Genomic DNA, 16395 nt, shown 5'->3' with positions numbered 1-16395 from the left:
GTGGTCTTGGGGGTGGCGGCGGTTTTGGCGGTGGTGGTGGCGATAGCGGGGGTGGTGGAGGCGGCGGTGGAGATTTTGGGGGCGGGTTTGGCGGCAGTTCCGGTGGCGGTGGCGCCAGCGGTGACTGGTAGTGCAGTAAGCTAAGTACGCAAGCCGGGATAGCAAAGATGAAGACGCTGGATGGAAACGGGAGATCGACGATGAAGGGTATTTGGGTAGCACTGGGTGTTGTGGCTTTGCTGGTGGTCGTGCTCTTGTTTGGAGCCGGAAGTTACATCTCGGCGAAGAACCAGATGGTGCAGTTGAACGAGGACGTCAACCAGTCCTACTCACAACTCAATGTCGTGCAGCAGCGGAGGCTTGACCTGATTCCGAACCTCGTGGCCACGGTGAAGGGGTATGTGAAGGAAGAAGAGACGGTGTTGACCAACATCGCCAATGCACGGGCTGCTGTGATCGCGGCGTCGTCGGACCATGCGAGCAGCATTCAGGCCAACCAGAAGCTCGATCTGGCGATCAGCCCGCTGCTTCGTTTGCAGGAGCAGTATCCGAACCTGAAGGCCAATGAACAGTTCATCCGACTTTCGGATGAACTAGCTGGAACCGAAAACCGCATTGCCGTCGAACGTCAGCGCTACAACAAGACGCTTGAGGCTTACAACGTGGATATCAAGCAATTCCCCAATAGTTTCTGGGCGAATATCGCAGGCTTCCACTATCGGGACGAATACTTCAAGGGCAACCCGGCGAACAACGTTGCTCCGACGGTCGACTTCGGCAAATAGATTTCCAGCCCTGACGAAGAGCCAACGCTATGGCGTTGGCTCTTCGCTTTTTGCAGGGTTTCCTGTACGTGTTCCCGGAGTGCTTATGCGAAGCCGCAGAGGTCGCAGATGGGATAGGTTAAGGGAGAGATGAGCGACTTGAATCTAGTGCCGACCAGCGCCTCTACCCTTTTGGGGATGCGCGTCGTCGACGCCTCCGGCCAGCCGTGCGGACGCGTGACGGAGTTTGCGGTCGACGTCTCGCTGGACGCTACGCATATCGCGGGTTTCATCCTGGGACAGAGAGCGAATGGAAAGATGCGCTCGACGTTTCTGCCTGTCGAACAGGTTGCAGTGCCTCAGCGCTCGGACAAAACGCTCCGTACCGTGTCGAAGCCCACCAAAACTCCTGTGCTGGACGATTATCTCCTTCTGGACCGTGACCTGCTGGACCAGCAGATCATCGATGTGGATGGCCGCAAGGTCGTCCGTGTGAACGATGTCAATCTGACGTGGGAGCGCCAGGAGGCATCGGAAGACGCCAAGGGGCTTCGCATCGACGAGGTCGAGGTTGGCTTGCGTGGGGCTTCACGGCGGCTCTTGAAGGGACTTTCGGTGGCGGCGGTCGATACGATCTCGAACAAGTTCATCGCCCGTGCGATCCCCTGGGACTTTGTGGACCTGATCGACCGTGACCCGGCGCGGCGTGTACGGCTGAAGATTGAACAGGACAAGCTCTCGCGGATGCACCCTTCGGATATCGCAGCGATTCTCGAAGAGCTGGCGCCCTCCGAGCGCGAAGCCATCTTTACCAGCCTGCCGGAAGAGACCGCGGCAGAGACCCTGGAAGAGATCGATCCGAAGATGCAGAAGGCGTTGCTGCAGGGGCTGGACTCGGAACACGCAGCGGACATCATCGAAGAGATGGATCCTGGCGCGGCAGCCGACCTGCTCGCAGAGCTCTCGGATGAGGAGAGCGAGGCGATCCTTGAGGAGATGGAGCCCGAGGAGCGTCAGGATGTCGAAGAACTCCTGGAGTTCTCCGCCGATAGCGCCGCTGGACGCATGACTACCGATTTCGTCGGCGTAGCGCAGGGGGACACCGTTGCCGAGGCTATCGAAGCCTTGCGGGCCTTCGATGGCGATGCCGACACCATCACAGAGATCTATCTGCTGGGCGATGAGGAGCACCTCAAGGGCGTTGTGACGCTTCCGCGGCTTCTTCTGGCGGTTGCCGGCAAGCCTCTGGCAGAGCTCTCTGAGCGGCGCATCGTGAGTTGCGGCCTGAAGGCCTCCGACAAGGAAGTGGCGGAACTCTTCGACAAATACAACCTTCGCTCGCTTCCAGTGGTCGACCATCATGGGCACATCGCCGGCGTGATCCATGCCGAGCAGGTGATTGCGCAGTTGCGCGAGGGGTGATGGCCATGATGGATCGCCCGCTCAAGGTTTTATACGCCGCAGGCCTCTCGCCCAACGACTCCTCGCAGTATCGCCTCTGGGCGCTGGAGAGGCTTGGCCATAAGGTTGTGTCGCTGAACGCTTATAGCTATGAACCGCAAAATGCCATTCTGAAGAAGATCGTCTACCGGGTGCAGAGCGGGCCATGGGTTGCGCGGCTGAACCGCGACATCCTCGCGATGGCAGAACGCGAAAAGCCCGATATCTTCTGGGCTGACAAGCTGCTTGGACTGCGCCCCGAGACTCTCGATAAGCTGCGCGCCATGGGCATTGTGAGCGCTAGCTATATGATCGACAACGCCTTCGGCCCGCGCCGAGATCCCGGCTGGCGTCTGTATATGAAAGATATTCCGCACTTCGATCTGCATGTCGTGCAGCGGGATAAGAATATTGCGGACTACAAGGCCAGCGGGGCACGGGACGTTATCAAGATCCAAACGGCCTATGAGCCAACCCTTCACTTTCCTCCACCGATCGGATGGAGCGATAACGACCGGGATCGAGGTGTTTCGTTCATCGGCACGCCCTATGATGACCGGGCGCAGTTCCTGACGCGTCTCTGGAAAGAGTTTGGTCTGCCTATCGTGGTCTCTGGTGGTCTGGTGTGGAAGAAGGCCCTCGGGGCGGAGGCAACGGACGCCCTGTATCGCGGTCACGGAGAGCTCTTTCGCGGGGCTTATCGCGAAGGAATCTGGAAGTCGAAGATCAATCTTAGCTTCATAACACACGCCAACCAGGATGAGTTCGTACATAAGAGCTTCGAGATTGCTGCCTGTCGTGGATTTCTTCTCGCAGAGCGTTCGCCGGGACACATGGCGCGCTTTGTTGAAGACGAAGAAGCCGTTTTTTTCTCGGGCATCGAAGAGTGTGTTACCAAGATTCGACGCTATCTGCCCAATGAGGCCGCGCGCGAACGGATTGCTGCTGCCGGTTGCGCACGCGCTGAGCGAGATGGTTACCATAACGACGCACAGATAGCCGCGATTGTGCAGCGCCTGCGAACGCTTCGTGCGGACAGAGGTCTCCAGGCATGATCTTCGATCTCCTGCACGACAGGCCGGGTTCAGACGACATAGGCGGCATTTGTATCGTTGGTGCCGGTGCGGCCGGTATTGCCCTGGCGGTGGAGTTCGCGCGGCAAGGGAAGCGCGTTCTGGTCGTCGAGGGTGGTGGCCGCGAGATCGAGGAGCCGGCTCAGGAACCCTACCGCAGCGAGGTGGTTGGCCTGATGCACCGCGGCATCCATACCGGGCGCTTTCGCGCGCACGGAGGGACAACGACAAAGTGGGGCGGACAGATCCTGGAGCTCAATCCGGAAGATTTCGAGCGCCGTGAGTGGATCCCCGAAAGCGGGTGGCCGTTTGGGAAGACAGAACTTGATCCCTTCTATAGGCGCGCACTTGAGCTGGAGGGCGTCAGCGGCGCCATTCAGGAGGATCCGGAGGTCTGGCGTGCTTTAGGACTCGACGAACCGAAGTTCCCTGAACTGCAGTCTTACCTGTCGCGCTGGTGTCCCGAGCCGAACTTTGCGCGACTGCACGCCAACACGCTGGAGCGTCACTCTGGCATTCGCATCTGGCTGCATGCGAACGCAGTTGAGCTCTTGATGGAACAGGAGACCGTTCGCGGCCTGCGCTGTCGCACGCAGACAGGGGTTGAGGCCGTCTTTCGCGCGGAACACTTCATCTTTTGTATGGGCACGATCGAGTGCGTGCGGTTTTTTCTGCAACCGCGGGAAGGCGGCCTGCCTTGGAACCGGTCAGGGCTGCTCGGACGCCATTTTCAAGACCATATCGACGCAAATGCCGCTTCGGTGCTGCCCCGCAGTCGCCGTAGCTTTGCTGCGCTCTTCGACAATATTTTTCTGCGCGGCTACAAGTACCACCCCAAGGTACGGCAGTCGCCTGCAGAGCAGAAAAAAAACGAGCTGTTGAACTGCGGGGCGACGATGTACTTTCAGAGCGGCATCGACGAGACCCTGGACGGACTGAAGGGAACCGTGAAGCATCTGATGCGGGGCAGGTTCGGCGAACTTGGGTTGGGTGATGCCGGTCGCATGGTGAAGAATGCTCCTCTGCTGGCGCGGCAGTCCTTGCGTTATGCGTTTCAGCACAGGGCCTACAATCCGGCTTCCGCCACGATTAAACTGCGTGTGCATTGCGAGCAGCGGCCCGATAGCGCCAGTTCGATCACGCTGGCCGAGGAAAAGGACTCGCTTGGGCTGTGGCGTACACGCCTGGATTGGCGGATCTCAGAGCTGGAACTGAATACCATCCGCCACTTCGCACAGGCGGCTGCGCACTCCCTCGCAGAAGTTGCGGAGGTGATTCCGGATGTGAGCCTGATGGCGAGTGATGATGCTTTTATTAGCCAGTGCGACGACAGCAATCATCACATGGGGGGCATGCGGATGGCGGCTTCCGGTTCAGAGGGGGTGGTCAGTCCTGAGCTTCTGTTGCATGGCACGCGGAACTGCTTTATCTGTAGTGGCGCGGTTTTTCCCACCTCTGGATTTTCCAACCCAACGCATACCGTGCTCGCTCTGGCTGTGCGGCTTGCGGATCATTTGGCCCGGACGTAGCACCGGGGTCGCTCGGCGGTCTGAAGGGCATCGTTTTGTGTTTCAAGTATTGAGTTGCGAGTTGTTCTGTTCCTTTTGAAAGATTTGTTTAGTTCACCACCTGCCAACGATGCAGATACTCTAAAGCCAGAACAGGAGACACAGTGCAGACGCTCAAGCTTGCAGACACCGGACGAACCACGACGCAGCTAGGCTACGGCTGCTCGTCCTTGATGGGTGCTCTGGGGCGGCGTGAGTCTCTGGCTCTGCTGGAGGCCGCCTACGAGGCTGGCATTCGTCACTTCGACGTTGCTCCGATGTACGGTTACGGGGAGGCGGAGGCGTGTCTTGGCGAGTTCCGGCAACGGCACCAGGATAGTACGATCACGACGAAGTACGGAATCCCGCCGGCGCGCAACAGGGCACTGCTCAGTGTGGCGAGGCGGCTTGCTGGACCAGTGATTAAGCATGTACCGGCCCTCAAACAGCGGCTGGCGCGAGCAGCGTCCGCAGTGGCGTCTCCCGCGGAGAAGGCGAGCTTTCATGCCGACCAGGCAAAGGCTTCGCTGGAGCGCAGTTTAGCCGCGTTGCGAACGGAGCGTATCGACTTGTGGCTTTTGCATGATGCCGAGGCGGAGGAACTACGCGACGACGGGCTTCTGCGTTTTCTCGAGGATTCCGTTGCGAAGGGCACCCTGGGAGCGTTTGGGATCGGCAGCGATCGCGACAAGGTGAAGATTTTGCTTCAGGAGCGGCCCTCCTACTGCCGTGTGCTGCAGTACCAATGGTCGGTTCTGGATGCGGCTGTTGAACGGGGCGGTCCCTTTAGAATCCACCATCGTGCGCTCACTGACAATTTTCGTTCGCTGCAGGTTTCGTTGACTGCGTCTCCGGAGCGTTGCCGCCGGTGGTCGGAGGAGGTGGGCGTCGATTTAGCGAACCGGGAGAATCTTGCCGCCGTGATGCTGAAGGCGTCCTTCATCTTCAATCCCGACAGCGTCATTCTGGTCTCCACCAAGAATCCACATCATATGAGAGAAAATGTACGTGTTGCCGGAGATTCAACGCTGGCCGAACCTGCGCGTCGCTTGCATGCTCTGGTGCAGAGGGAAGCGTTGCGGGAAGGCATGCTCTCCACGACGAACCTTCCAAGGATGACTGCACAATGAGTTTCTGGCGTCGCTGGCGAACCAGCATTTTTCTCTTTTTGGCCGTGCTTGGGCCAGGATTCATCACGGCCAACGTCGATAACGACGCGGGCGGCATTCTTACGTACTCGCAGGCCGGCGCGCAGTACGGCTACAAACTGCTATGGACGATGCTGCCGATTACGCTGGCGCTCATCGTCGTGCAGGAGATGTGCGCGCGCATGGGCGCGGTCACCGGTAAGGGCCTCAGCGACCTGATTCGCGAAGAGTTCGGCCTGCGCATGACGTTCGTGATGATGCTGCTGCTAGTCGTCGTCAACTTCGGCAATGTCATCGCCGAGTTCTCCGGTATCGCCGGCTCGATGCAGCTCTTCCACATCAGCAAATACATCAGTGTGCCGTTATGCGCGCTGGCGGTGTGGGCGCTGGTGGTAAAGGGCAACTACAAAAGTGTGGAGAAGGTCTTTCTTGCGGCCAGCGTCTTCTATATCGCGTACATCGTCGCGGGTGTGATGTCCGGACCGGACTGGCATACGGCGCTCTCTCAGACTGTGAAACTGCCGGAGCGCTCCATCTGGAGCGACCACAACTACGTCTACATGACGGTCGGTGTTATCGGTACGACCATTACGCCGTGGATGCAGTTCTATCTGCAGTCGTCCATTGTGGACAAGGGCGTCACTGTCCGGCAGTACAAGGCTTCGAGGCTGGACGTCATCGTCGGCTCGTTCTTTACCGACATCGTCGCCTGGTTCATCATTGTGGTCTGCGCGGCGACCCTCTACACGCACGGCATGCGCAATATCAATGATCCAGCCGATGCCGCCGAGGCGATGAAGCCGCTGGCGGACCGCTATGCTTACATCCTGTTCGCTGCAGGATTGTTCAATGCGTCGTTCTTCGCGGCGTCGATTCTGCCGCTTTCGACGGCCTATACGGTCTGCGAAGGCCTCGGCTTTGAGAGTGGGCTCGACCGCAGCTTCAAACAAGCGCCATTTTTCTACTGGTTCTATACGCTGCTGATCATTGCGGGGGCGGCGGTCGTTCTGGTGCCGAACTTCCCGATGGTCACCATGACCATCCTGTCGCAGGTATTGAATGGCGTGCTGCTGCCGTTCGTGCTGTTCTTCATGTTGCGGCTGGTCAACAAGAAGGAATTGATGGGAAACCACACGAATTCGCGATGGTTCAATGTGGTGGCCTGGACTACGACGGTGATAGTCGTTGGCCTGTCGCTGGTGATGATGTGGCAGAGCCTGCATCCCGCCGTTGCGGCGGTTGCCGGAAACTAAAGCAGTTTGCCGTCGGCCAAGTCTCGGATCAGGGTAAGGTCCGCGGCCAGGAAGTCGTACTCCGGCAGGCGTTCCAGAGAACTCCAGCGCATCTCGTGAAAGATGCGGTTGTCCAGATCGCCGCGAAACTCGGTGACGGCGAAGAACTGGATTTCGATTGCTCCGCCATTGCGATAGGTATGGTGCACGGTGGTGATGTGCTCGCCGATCTCGGCCGCGATACCCAACTCTTCGCTCAACTCACGAGCCAGGGCATCTTTCGGCGTCTCGCCGGGCTCGATCTTGCCGCCCGGAAACTCCCACTTGAGCCCCATCGGCTGATCAGGCCGCCGCTGACAGATGAAGACCTCGCGCTCCGCCCCGCTGCCGCGCAGAATCAATGCCGCTACAACGTGTCGCAACGGTTTTGTGGTGTCCTGCGTGTGGTGCCCGTTAAGTTTGCGTATCGGTTCTTTCACGTCTGTCTGACAGTGTAGACGGTTACAGCGGTTTAAACATTTACCGTAGCCACAAACATTCGCAGCGGTATAGACGGTTACCGCTTTTAGCGCAGAGGTCGCAGAGGTTTCACGGGGGGCGCGATGGTATCTGTGGCAAGCCCGTGAAACCTCCGCGTTAGAAACGCTATTGCCTTGAGGGCGCGACCGATGCCGGATAGTAAACTGGCCACTTTTCCTCAACGCTGCGCTGCACAAGCTCGCCTGAGGGGTTTACCGGGAACGCGCCTCGCGCGATTGCCAGCATGGCAGCATCATGCACGGAGTTGCCGAAGACGGCATCCGGAGCGGTGATACCGGCGAGCTTCAGGGAGGCGACCTTGCCTTCATCGGTAGGGACGTCGAGCAAGCGCTCACTGGCCCGGCCGTTGTCAATCGCCACCCGAGCCGCCAGTACACGATTCGCAGGGATGTTGAAGCGCTGTACGCCTTCCTCGATCACCCAGTCACAGGTTGAGCTGACCGCCCATATCTCAACGCCGTCGCGTTGCAATGCGGTTACCAGTTCGAGCATCTCCGGGAAGATATTGCGTTCGATGTGATCCCGGAAAAAGGTCGCAGCAGCGCGGCGGAGTTCGCTCTCCCGCAGGCCGTGGTAGATCTGCACCATCTCGCCGCAGATGGCTAGTTCGGAGACGGTGCCACGTTTGTACTCGGCATAGCGGCTGTTGAGCCAGTCGGTGGCTTCCCGAGAGAGCAGGCCGGTATCCATCGTCCAGCGCATGAAGGAAGAGCCTGCGTCGCCGGACCACAGCGTTCCGTCGCAGTCGAAGACCGCGATCCTGGGTGAAAGAGCGTGTACGCGTGTGGAAAACTGTTCCGTAGACAGTACGGCGGGGGCTGCGACCGGTATTGGGGAAGAAGATAGGGTGTTCAATCAAGGCTCCAAAGAGTCAAACCTCAGTAGAGTAGCACCGCGAGGTAACGCGCAAGTGTAAGCTTTTAGCAGTTGCATTAATTGTGCCTATCCAACCGGATGACTATGATTTTTGATAGGCTTCCACGGTGGGCTCTCTCTGTGGAATGTGAAGCCCGAAGGATACGAATTCATGTTGGACAAAAACAGACTCTTTCCTGCGGAGAGCGCTTCGCGAGCGGTCGCCGTAAAGCTGTACGAGACGGTGCGCGACCTGCCCATCATCAGCCCGCACGGTCATACTGACCCGCAGTGGTTTGCCGATAACCAGCCCTTTCCAAATCCTACAGCGCTACTCATTCAGCCCGACCATTACATCTTCCGCATGCTGTACTCGCAGGGGATCTCTATGGAATCGTTGGGTGTTCCGCAGGTGGATGGCAAACAATCAGCCGACCCGCGTGAGGTCTGGCGTATCTTCGCGCGCAATTATTTTCTGTTTCGCGGTACGCCGACGCGTCTCTGGATCGACTTTGCCTTCGCGGAGCAGTTCGGGCTCAAAGAGCGCTTAAGCGCAGAGAATGCCGACGAGTACTATGACACGATCGACAAGAAGCTGCGGACGCCTGAGTTTCTGCCGCGCGCCTTGTTCGAACGCTTTAATGTCGAGGTGATATCGACGACGGATGCTGCGGTCGACTCGCTGGAGCAGCACCGCAAGATCAAGGCCTCCGGATGGAAAGGCCGTGTGCTGCCGACCTTCCGCCCAGATGCAGTTGTCGATGCCGAGTACCTGGGTTTCCAGGACAATCTGAAGAAGCTCGGTGAAGTGAGTGGAGAAGATGTCTCTTCGTGGAAGGGGTATCTGAATGCGCTGCGTAAACGGCGCGCCTTTTTCATCGAGAACGGTGCGACGGCGACGGATCACGGCCACCTTTCGGCGATGACCGCCGACCTCTCGCTCAGCGAAGCCTCAGCCCTGTACGAACGCATCTACACCGGCAAAACGAACCCCGGCGACGTGGAGCTCTTTCAGGCACAGATGCTGACCGAGATGGCCGGAATGAGCGTGGACGATGGCCTTACGATGCAACTGCATCCGGGGTCGATCCGCAACTATAACCCGCAGGTCTATGCGAAGTTTGGCCGGGACAAGGGGGCGGATATTCCTGCGCCTACCGAATACGTTCGCAGCCTGCGGCCACTGCTCTCCAAGTACGGCAACGTGCCGGGCTTTACGTTCATCCTGTTTACGCTGGACGAAACGACGTACAGCAGGGAACTGGCTCCCCTGGCGGGGCACTACCCGTGCCTGCGCTTAGGTCCTCCGTGGTGGTTTCAGGACTCCACCGAGGGGATGATGCGCTTCCGCGAGCAGGCTACTGAGACTGCCGGTTTCTACAATACGGTCGGTTTCAATGACGACACGCGCGCGTTCCTGTCGATTCCTGCGCGACATGACGTGGCGCGGCGTGTGGACTGTGCGTTCCTGGGCAGGCTGGTTGCCGAGCATCGGCTGGATGAGGATGAGGCGTTTGAAGTGGTGCAGGACCTTACGGTGAACCTGGTGAAGAAGGCGTACAAGCTGTAGCTACGACTTGAGCGGGTTATGCCAACGCAGGCCCGGGAAGCGGGCGAAGTCGCGGTCGTTCGTGTGAACGACCGCGCCGTATTCAAGAGCGATGGCAGCTATCACCGCATCTGGGAAAAGGTTGGCAGCGGCATGACCCTCGTTGGCGATGTGTTTGAGCAGGTTCCAGTGTTGGTCCCCAGGATGCAAAACGCTAACTTGAGGCAGAGAAAGCCATTCGTCAACGATAGCCAAGGTATCTGTGAGGGGAACGATCTTGCCGGCGATGATCGGATTCGTAAGAAGCCTGACAAAAGAATGCAACGTGGGTAGTGGGAAACCTACAGGCTCTACGGAGGACAGAATTTGCTCCAACCAGACTCGTGAAGCTTTATGGAGTGGAGCGTCTGGGCAGTAGGCGTAGAGCAGAAGGTTTGTGTCCGGAGCGATCATCGAGCGTTCGAGCCCTCAACGATATCGATGAGTTCCTGAACGCTGCCGGAAGTCCATTCAGAGGGCAGACGCATACCTTGGATGGGCTTGACCACAAAGCGCTTCGGCTTTGGTGGGTTGGTGGCATGCGTAAGGCCAGTCAGAAGGATACGGTTTACGGTTTGCTTCATAGGCTCACCAGCACGACGGTTTTCTTTTTCGAGAAGGGCCGCCACGTCATCGTCGATGGTAAGAGTTGTTCGCACATCATGATGCTTTCAAAAATGACATCATGATGTCAAGAAGTTCGCGGAGATGAGCCCTGCTGCCTTGTGATGTAGTGCGGTCAAGATGCACATGCGGAGCATCCTGTCAGACTTAATAGTTGCGCGGTCTGACTGGATGTAGGTATTCTGTCACACGGTGGCGAACGCCGAGGCGTTCGCGGGCGGAGTGGAGAAGACCATGAGTGATGGCATAAGGCTGCCGAAGTTTTCGGTGGGGGTTGGGGACAGGTTTGCGCATCAGGCTAAGGCGCAGTTGGCCGCCTGCATCGAGGCGGCCAAGTTCGGGGTAGAGGTTGTGCCCGTATGGAATAAGTCCAACCGTGAGCACACGATCATCGGTACAGAGCCCAGCCAGACTCGCCTCGCTGCCGATGTTGCGGTGAAGGAGCTGGGCTGGACTAAACCGTATTTTCTCGATGCGGATCACATCAATCTGAAGACAGTTGAGCGCTTTATTGCTCCGTGCGACTTCTTTACCCTGGATGTTGCCGAAGAGATCGGTAAGGCAGCTAAGCCTGAAGATGTTGCTGCGTTCGTTCAGCGGCATCCCGAGCTGATCGGGAAGGTAACGATCCCACGCATCGCTGAGCCGTTTGAGGCGGACGCTGCGTTTGTGACAGGCGTTGCCAACAAGTTTCTCGCAGCCGTGCAGGATGCGGGCAGGATCTATCGCTATCTGGTGGAGAAGAAGGGTGAAGGCAACTTCGTTCCCGAGGTTTCGATGGACGAAACCGACTTTCCCCAGACCCCCGTGGAGCTTCTGATCATCCTCGCAGCCATTGCTGACGAGAAGATTCCGATCCAGACGATTGCACCGAAGTTCACAGGCCGCTTCAACAAAGGTGTGGACTATGTGGGGGACGTGGCACAGTTCAGCAAAGAGTTCGAGGAGGACTTGGCGGCTATTGCGTTCGCCGTCAAGACCTATGGCCTGCCGGCGAACCTGAAGCTCAGCGTTCACTCCGGATCGGATAAGTTCTCGATCTACAAGGCGATTCACGAGGGTGTGAAGAAGTTCGATGCCGGCGTCCACCTGAAGACGGCCGGGACGACATGGCTCGAGGAGCTGATTGGTCTCGCTGAGGCAGGGGGAAGCGGTCTGGAGATTGCGAAAGAGGTCTATCGCGAGGCTTACGCACACGAGGAAGAGCTGCGTGCGCCGTACGCGACGGTGATCGACATCGACGATGCGAAGCTGCCCAAGCCCGCAGAAGTGGATGGTTGGACGAGCGAACAGTTCACCTCCGCGCTACGTCATGAGCAGAGCCATGCAGCCTACAATCCGAGCTTCCGGCAACTGCTACACGTCGGCTTCAAGATTGCCGCCAAGATGGGGGACCGTTATCTGAAAGCTCTTGAGGCCAATGAAGACATAGTCGCGAAGAATGTCACGACAAATCTCTTTGAGCGGCACCTCCGGCCTGTATTTTTGGGGCAATAGCCTCTGTAGGTTTTCAGGGCGGTGCAAATAATGGTAGAGATGATGGTGCAGGGCCAACGGTCCTGCACCATCGCTTTTTACCTCTTCGTGGCCTCGCGATGAAATGAATTGCTGTTGCAGTTCGATATCTTGATCTTGCCTTTTGTAGTGCTGCTATCGTAGAGTTCAAACGGTTTTACAGATGCGAGGGCGTGAATGATTGTGGTGTTGATGGGCGTGAGCGGATCGGGCAAGACGACCATCGGTTCACTGCTTGCGGAGCGTGAGGGAACTGTCTTTGCGGACGCCGATGACTATCACCCGCTGGCGAATAAGCAGAAGATGGCCTCTGGCCAGCCGCTGAACGACGACGACCGAGAGCCCTGGCTGGAGACGCTGAACCGGCTGATGCGCGGCTGGTATGACAGTGGCAAGGGCGGCGTCCTGGCGTGCTCTGCGCTCAAGGAAAAATATCGCGTGACGCTCTCCGCTGACATGCCGAAGGAAAGCGTTACCTTTGTGTTGCTCGATGGCTCGCACGAGCTGATTGCCGAACGTCTGGCTGCGCGCAAGCACGAGTACATGAACCCAAAGCTGCTCGACAGCCAACTGGCTACACTGGAGCCGCCGGCCGATGCGTTGCGGGTCGTCAACAACCGCCCGCCGGAAGAGGTCGTCGAGCAGATTTTGCAGCATATTTCGTCACAGGCCTGAATAGCCGATGAGGCATTTAGAGCCCAGACACAACCGAGATATCAAACCAGCAAGGGAGCAGGAAACACATGGGATACAAGCCGTTGGATCTGACAGGGAAGTCTGCGGTCGTGGTAGGCGGAACATCGGGTATTGGCCTGGCAATGGCCATCGGACTGGCTGAGGCTGGTGCGGACGTGGTGGCGAGTTCGCGCCGTGCCGAGCAGGTGGACGAGGCTGCCAAAAAGATTGAGGCGACTGGACGCAGGTCACTGCGGCTGACCTCGGATGTGGCGGATCGCGACAGTCTTGAGGCGCTATGTGCGGGCACGATCAGGGCGTTCGGCAAGGTCGACATCCTGATCAACTGCGCGGGCAAGATCAAGCGCGCGCCGACGGTCGATTTTCCTGAGGATGAGTGGCAGTCGATCATGGATACGAACGTGACCGGAACGCTGCGCGCCTGCCAGATCTTCGGCAAGCATATGCTGGAGCGCGGCTATGGACGCATCATCAATATCGCCTCCTTGAACACCTTCGTCGCTCTCAAGGAAGTTGCTGCCTATGCCGCGTCCAAGGCAGCAGTCGGCTCTTTGACCCGTTCGCTGGCGGTGGAGTGGTCGTCGCAGGGAGTGACGGTGAACGCGATCGCTCCGGGCGTCTTCCGTACTGCGCTCAACGCCGAGTTGCTCGACAAGAGCGAGCGCGGCAAAGAGCTGCGCATGCGCACTCCGATGGGACGCTTCGGTGCGACGGAGGAGCTTGTGGGTGGCGCGATCTATCTGGCCTCGGACGCTGCGGCCTTTGTGACGGGCGAGATTCTTGTTATCGACGGCGGATTCCTGGCCAGCGGTGTGAACCAATAGCGCGTGCGCTACGTCTTTGAAAGGAGGGGCGCCAGTTCCTCCTTTCAAAGGCTAATTATTTCTGATCTGCAAAAATATCCTTGCAGCTCTGAGTGAAACGGTTATCCTTTGTTGAAATAAATTCTGTAGTGCCAGGCGTCAGGAGAAAGAAAAGCATGAGGATTCGATCCAAAGCGAAGGCTGTGTTCACAGCAGCGATATTTTGCACTGCAACAGGTTTGCTCGGGGCGCAGCAGAAACCGGCAGACAAATCACAGCCATGGATGAATCCGCATCTATCTCCTGAAAGGCGTGCCGAGCTCGTGCTGCAGCAGATGACACTCGACGAGAAGATCGCCATGCTGCACGGAGAAGGCATGGCGGCCTCGAAGAATCTGCCTCCTGAGATGCAGGCGGTGCATGGGCTCTTCAACGGTGGGGCTGGTCTGGTCATTACGCCTCAGAGGCTCGGCATTCCGCTGATTCAGATGAGCGATGCGGCGTATGGTGTGCGCGATAGCGCTATGAATGGCCGCTACTCGACGGCGTTGCCCTCAAACCTGGCCTCGGCGGCGAGTTGGGATCCTGAAGCGGCATGCAGCTACGGTGGGCTGATCGGCCGCGAGCTTCGCGCACAGGGCTACAACATGACGCTGGGCGGTGGTGTGGACCTTACGCGCGAGCCGCGCAACGGACGCACCTTCGAGTACATGGGGGAGGACCCCGTGCTGGCCGGCACACTGGTTGGCAATCGCATTCGCTGCGAGGGCGCGGAGCACGTTATCTCCGACATCAAGCACTACGCTATGAATGATCAGGAGAGCGGACGAGTTAACGTCGATGTCCACATTGGAGAGCGGGCCATGCGCGAGAGCGACCTGCTGGCCTTCCAGATCGGCGTTAAAACCGGCCATCCGGACGCAGTCATGTGCAGCTACAACGGAGTGAACGGCGATTACGCCTGCGAAAACCGTTACCTGTTGACCGATGTGCTGAAGAAGGAGTGGAACTTTCCTGGTTTTGTCGTCTCAGACTGGGGTGGAACTCACAGCACGGAGAAGGCCTCTGCCGCGGGGCTGGATAACGAGGAAGAAGGGAATGACTTTTACGGCGCCGCACTGAAGTCCGCTGTGCAGGCAGGGCGAGTGCCCATGGCCGAGTTCGACGAGCATGTTCGTCGTATCCTGTGGGCGGAGTTCGCCAGCGGTGTCGTCGACAACCCAGCCAAGAAGAGTGTCGTCGATGTGCAGGGCGGCTTCGACATCTCGCGGCACATCGCGGAACAGAGTTCGGTCTTGCTACGCAATCAGCAGAATCTGCTCCCCCTGGATAAGGCCAAGGTGCAATCGATTGCCGTTATAGGCTTTCACGCGGATACTGGCATGATCTCCGGCGGCGGCTCGGCGCAGGTAGATGCTCCTGGGGATACATCCGGAGGAGCGTGGCATCGCGAGGTATGGTTCCCGACCTCGCCGCTGGGGGCATTGAAGGCCAAAGCTCCCGGTGCGAAGTTCAGCTTTGCCTCAGGGGAGAACATCGCCGAGGCCGTAGCCCAGGCCAAGTCTGCCGAGGTAGCCGTGGTCTTCGCCTGGCAGTGGGAGTCGGAGGGCATGGATCTGCCGAACCTGTCGCTGCCTGAGAAGCAGGACAAGCTGATTGCAGCAGTCGCAGCCGCCAATCCGCATACGATTGTTGTGCTCGAAACAGGCACAGCCGTTACGATGCCCTGGCTGGATCAGACGGGCGCAGTCCTTGAAGCCTGGTATGCAGGATCGAAGGGCGCGGATGCTGTTGCCAATCTGCTCTTTGGCGATGTAAACCCCAGCGGTAAGTTGCCCATGACCTTTCCGCGGAGTGAGGCCGACCTGCCGCATCCGACGGTCATCCAACCGCCTGCGGGATCCAAGAACGGAGTTCTCTCCTTCAAGGTCGACTACAACGAGGGTCTTAAGGTCGGCTACAAGTGGTACGACGCTGAGCACAAGCAGGTGCTCTTTCCGTTCGGCTTTGGGCTTTCCTATACGAGTTTCAGTTACTCCGGCCTGACAGTTTCACCGGATGGCTCCAGCGTCAGCTTCACCGTTGCCAACACCGGCCAAAGAGCCGGGTCGGAGGTTGCGGAGGTCTATGCGTCACTGCCTGACTCGGCGGGCGAGCCTCCCAAGCGCCTGATCGGTTGGCAGAAGGTTGAACTGGCTGCCGGAGAGAACAAAACCGTTCATCTCGCAATCAACCCCACGTACCTGTCGATCTGGGATGAGGCCACCAAGAAGTTTGTGCGGCCCTCGGGTAGCTATCGCGTGATGGTGGGTGGATCGTCTGCGGAGCTGCCGCTAACGACCGAGATCAGCGTGAAGTAAGCGGCCATGAAACGAAGAGGCCCCTTTCGACAAGAGGGGGGCCTCTTCGTTTGCGACTCGCCCTCTAATTGTCGAGGAATCGATCTAGTGAGCCCCAGCCGGCGGCTTTCCTGGTTTCACCTTCTTGAAGAACCACACAATAATCACGCAGAAGAAGCAAAGCAGAGAGAGCCAGCGGAAGACGTCAACGTAGGCCCAGCTTGAAGCTTG

At 58.4% G+C, this 16395-nt stretch carries 16 protein-coding genes; 11 read left to right on the top strand and 5 right to left on the bottom strand.

What is annotated here, in order from left to right; translation table 11 throughout:
* Positions 1-167: 167 nt before the first annotated feature.
* The 6 genes from GSQ91_RS19700 (at position 168) to GSQ91_RS19675 (ending at position 7225) form a co-directional block, all read left to right on the top strand.
* Positions 168-785 (top strand): LemA family protein, encoded by a 618-nt coding sequence (locus tag GSQ91_RS19700; protein ID WP_371417132.1) that lies wholly within the window; start codon positions 168-170, stop codon positions 783-785.
* A gap of 129 nt (positions 786-914) precedes the next feature.
* Positions 915-2186: a magnesium transporter MgtE N-terminal domain-containing protein gene (locus GSQ91_RS19695; RefSeq protein WP_158823463.1), complete on the top strand. Its 1272-nt coding sequence runs from the start codon at positions 915-917 to the stop codon at positions 2184-2186.
* A gap of 5 nt (positions 2187-2191) precedes the next feature.
* Positions 2192-3259 carry a glycosyltransferase gene (locus GSQ91_RS19690; RefSeq protein ID WP_158823462.1) on the top strand — a complete coding sequence of 356 codons (1068 nt, stop codon included), beginning with the start codon at positions 2192-2194 and terminating at the stop codon, positions 3257-3259.
* On the top strand, positions 3256-4806 hold the full coding sequence (locus GSQ91_RS19685; protein WP_158823461.1) for a GMC oxidoreductase: 1551 nt from the start codon (positions 3256-3258) through the stop codon (positions 4804-4806). Before GSQ91_RS19690 ends, GSQ91_RS19685 begins: the two co-directional genes overlap by 4 nt.
* Before the next feature lie 143 nt (positions 4807-4949).
* Positions 4950-5954, top strand: a complete 1005-nt coding sequence (locus GSQ91_RS19680) for an aldo/keto reductase (protein ID WP_158823460.1) — start codon at positions 4950-4952, stop codon at positions 5952-5954.
* Positions 5951-7225 carry an Nramp family divalent metal transporter gene (locus GSQ91_RS19675; RefSeq protein ID WP_158823459.1) on the top strand — a complete coding sequence of 425 codons (1275 nt, stop codon included), beginning with the start codon at positions 5951-5953 and terminating at the stop codon, positions 7223-7225. Before GSQ91_RS19680 ends, GSQ91_RS19675 begins: the two co-directional genes overlap by 4 nt.
* Here the strand turns inward: GSQ91_RS19675 and GSQ91_RS19670 are convergent.
* Entirely contained in the window at positions 7222-7683 is a 462-nt protein-coding gene (locus GSQ91_RS19670) for a (deoxy)nucleoside triphosphate pyrophosphohydrolase (RefSeq protein WP_158823458.1), read from the bottom strand. The genes GSQ91_RS19675 and GSQ91_RS19670 overlap by 4 nt on opposite strands.
* A 166-nt stretch (positions 7684-7849) precedes the next feature.
* Positions 7850-8599: an HAD family phosphatase gene (locus GSQ91_RS19665; protein WP_254064739.1), complete on the bottom strand. Its 750-nt coding sequence runs from the start codon at positions 8597-8599 to the stop codon at positions 7850-7852.
* A 172-nt stretch (positions 8600-8771) separates the two neighbouring features.
* Here GSQ91_RS19665 and uxaC point away from each other — a divergent pair, with 172 nt between their 5' ends.
* Positions 8772-10169, top strand: coding sequence for a glucuronate isomerase (uxaC, locus tag GSQ91_RS19660; RefSeq protein ID WP_158823457.1), 1398 nt, complete (start codon positions 8772-8774; stop codon positions 10167-10169).
* Here uxaC and GSQ91_RS19655 read toward each other — a convergent pair whose 3' ends face one another.
* Both GSQ91_RS19655 and GSQ91_RS19650 read right to left on the bottom strand, forming a co-directional pair.
* The gene (locus tag GSQ91_RS19655) at positions 10170-10601 is read right to left on the bottom strand and encodes a TA system VapC family ribonuclease toxin (protein ID WP_158823456.1); all 432 of its coding nucleotides are present in this window, start codon (positions 10599-10601) and stop codon (positions 10170-10172) included.
* Positions 10598-10771 (bottom strand): hypothetical protein, encoded by a 174-nt coding sequence (locus tag GSQ91_RS19650; RefSeq protein WP_158823455.1) that lies wholly within the window; start codon positions 10769-10771, stop codon positions 10598-10600. Before GSQ91_RS19650 ends, GSQ91_RS19655 begins: the two co-directional genes overlap by 4 nt.
* A gap of 232 nt (positions 10772-11003) precedes the next feature.
* On the opposite strand from GSQ91_RS19650, the gene GSQ91_RS19645 reads away from it, so the two are divergent.
* The 4 genes from GSQ91_RS19645 to GSQ91_RS19630 all read left to right on the top strand — a co-directional run bounded on the left by GSQ91_RS19645 (position 11004) and on the right by GSQ91_RS19630 (position 16185).
* The gene (locus GSQ91_RS19645) at positions 11004-12308 is read left to right on the top strand and encodes a tagaturonate epimerase family protein (protein WP_305794284.1); all 1305 of its coding nucleotides are present in this window, start codon (positions 11004-11006) and stop codon (positions 12306-12308) included.
* Positions 12309-12503: 195 nt separating this feature from the next.
* Positions 12504-13001, top strand: a complete 498-nt coding sequence (locus GSQ91_RS19640) for a gluconokinase (protein WP_158823453.1) — start codon at positions 12504-12506, stop codon at positions 12999-13001.
* A gap of 68 nt (positions 13002-13069) precedes the next feature.
* Entirely contained in the window at positions 13070-13846 is a 777-nt protein-coding gene (locus tag GSQ91_RS19635) for an SDR family NAD(P)-dependent oxidoreductase (RefSeq protein WP_158823452.1), read from the top strand.
* A 155-nt stretch (positions 13847-14001) separates the two neighbouring features.
* Positions 14002-16185, top strand: coding sequence for a beta-glucosidase (locus GSQ91_RS19630; protein WP_158823451.1), 2184 nt, complete (start codon positions 14002-14004; stop codon positions 16183-16185).
* 84 nt (positions 16186-16269) lie between these two features.
* Here GSQ91_RS19630 and GSQ91_RS25965 read toward each other — a convergent pair.
* Positions 16270-16395 (bottom strand): hypothetical protein (locus GSQ91_RS25965; RefSeq protein ID WP_254064803.1); only part of this gene is annotated, 126 nt, incomplete at its 5' end.

The organism is Granulicella sp. S156 (assembly GCF_009766105.1).
Classification (GTDB): Bacteria; Acidobacteriota; Terriglobia; order Terriglobales; family Acidobacteriaceae; genus Granulicella.
This window is presented reverse-complemented; position numbering and strand designations above follow the sequence as displayed.

What these genes read in the sequence shown, in the direction of transcription:
- GSQ91_RS19690 (WP_158823462.1), top strand. Translation starts at nt 2,192, where the DNA reads ATGATGGATCGCCCGCTCAAGGTTTTATACGCCGCAGGCCTCTCGCCC.
- GSQ91_RS19630 (WP_158823451.1), top strand. Translation starts at nt 14,002, where the DNA reads ATGAGGATTCGATCCAAAGCGAAGGCTGTGTTCACAGCAGCGATATTT.
- GSQ91_RS19675 (WP_158823459.1), top strand. Translation starts at nt 5,951, where the DNA reads ATGAGTTTCTGGCGTCGCTGGCGAACCAGCATTTTTCTCTTTTTGGCC.
- GSQ91_RS19655 (WP_158823456.1), bottom strand. Translation starts at nt 10,601, where the DNA reads ATGATCGCTCCGGACACAAACCTTCTGCTCTACGCCTACTGCCCAGAC.
- GSQ91_RS19640 (WP_158823453.1), top strand. Translation starts at nt 12,504, where the DNA reads ATGATTGTGGTGTTGATGGGCGTGAGCGGATCGGGCAAGACGACCATC.
- GSQ91_RS19650 (WP_158823455.1), bottom strand. Translation starts at nt 10,771, where the DNA reads ATGAAGCAAACCGTAAACCGTATCCTTCTGACTGGCCTTACGCATGCC.
- GSQ91_RS19695 (WP_158823463.1), top strand. Translation starts at nt 915, where the DNA reads ATGAGCGACTTGAATCTAGTGCCGACCAGCGCCTCTACCCTTTTGGGG.
- GSQ91_RS19685 (WP_158823461.1), top strand. Translation starts at nt 3,256, where the DNA reads ATGATCTTCGATCTCCTGCACGACAGGCCGGGTTCAGACGACATAGGC.
- uxaC (WP_158823457.1), top strand. Translation starts at nt 8,772, where the DNA reads ATGTTGGACAAAAACAGACTCTTTCCTGCGGAGAGCGCTTCGCGAGCG.
- GSQ91_RS19635 (WP_158823452.1), top strand. Translation starts at nt 13,070, where the DNA reads ATGGGATACAAGCCGTTGGATCTGACAGGGAAGTCTGCGGTCGTGGTA.
- GSQ91_RS19700 (WP_371417132.1), top strand. Translation starts at nt 168, where the DNA reads ATGAAGACGCTGGATGGAAACGGGAGATCGACGATGAAGGGTATTTGG.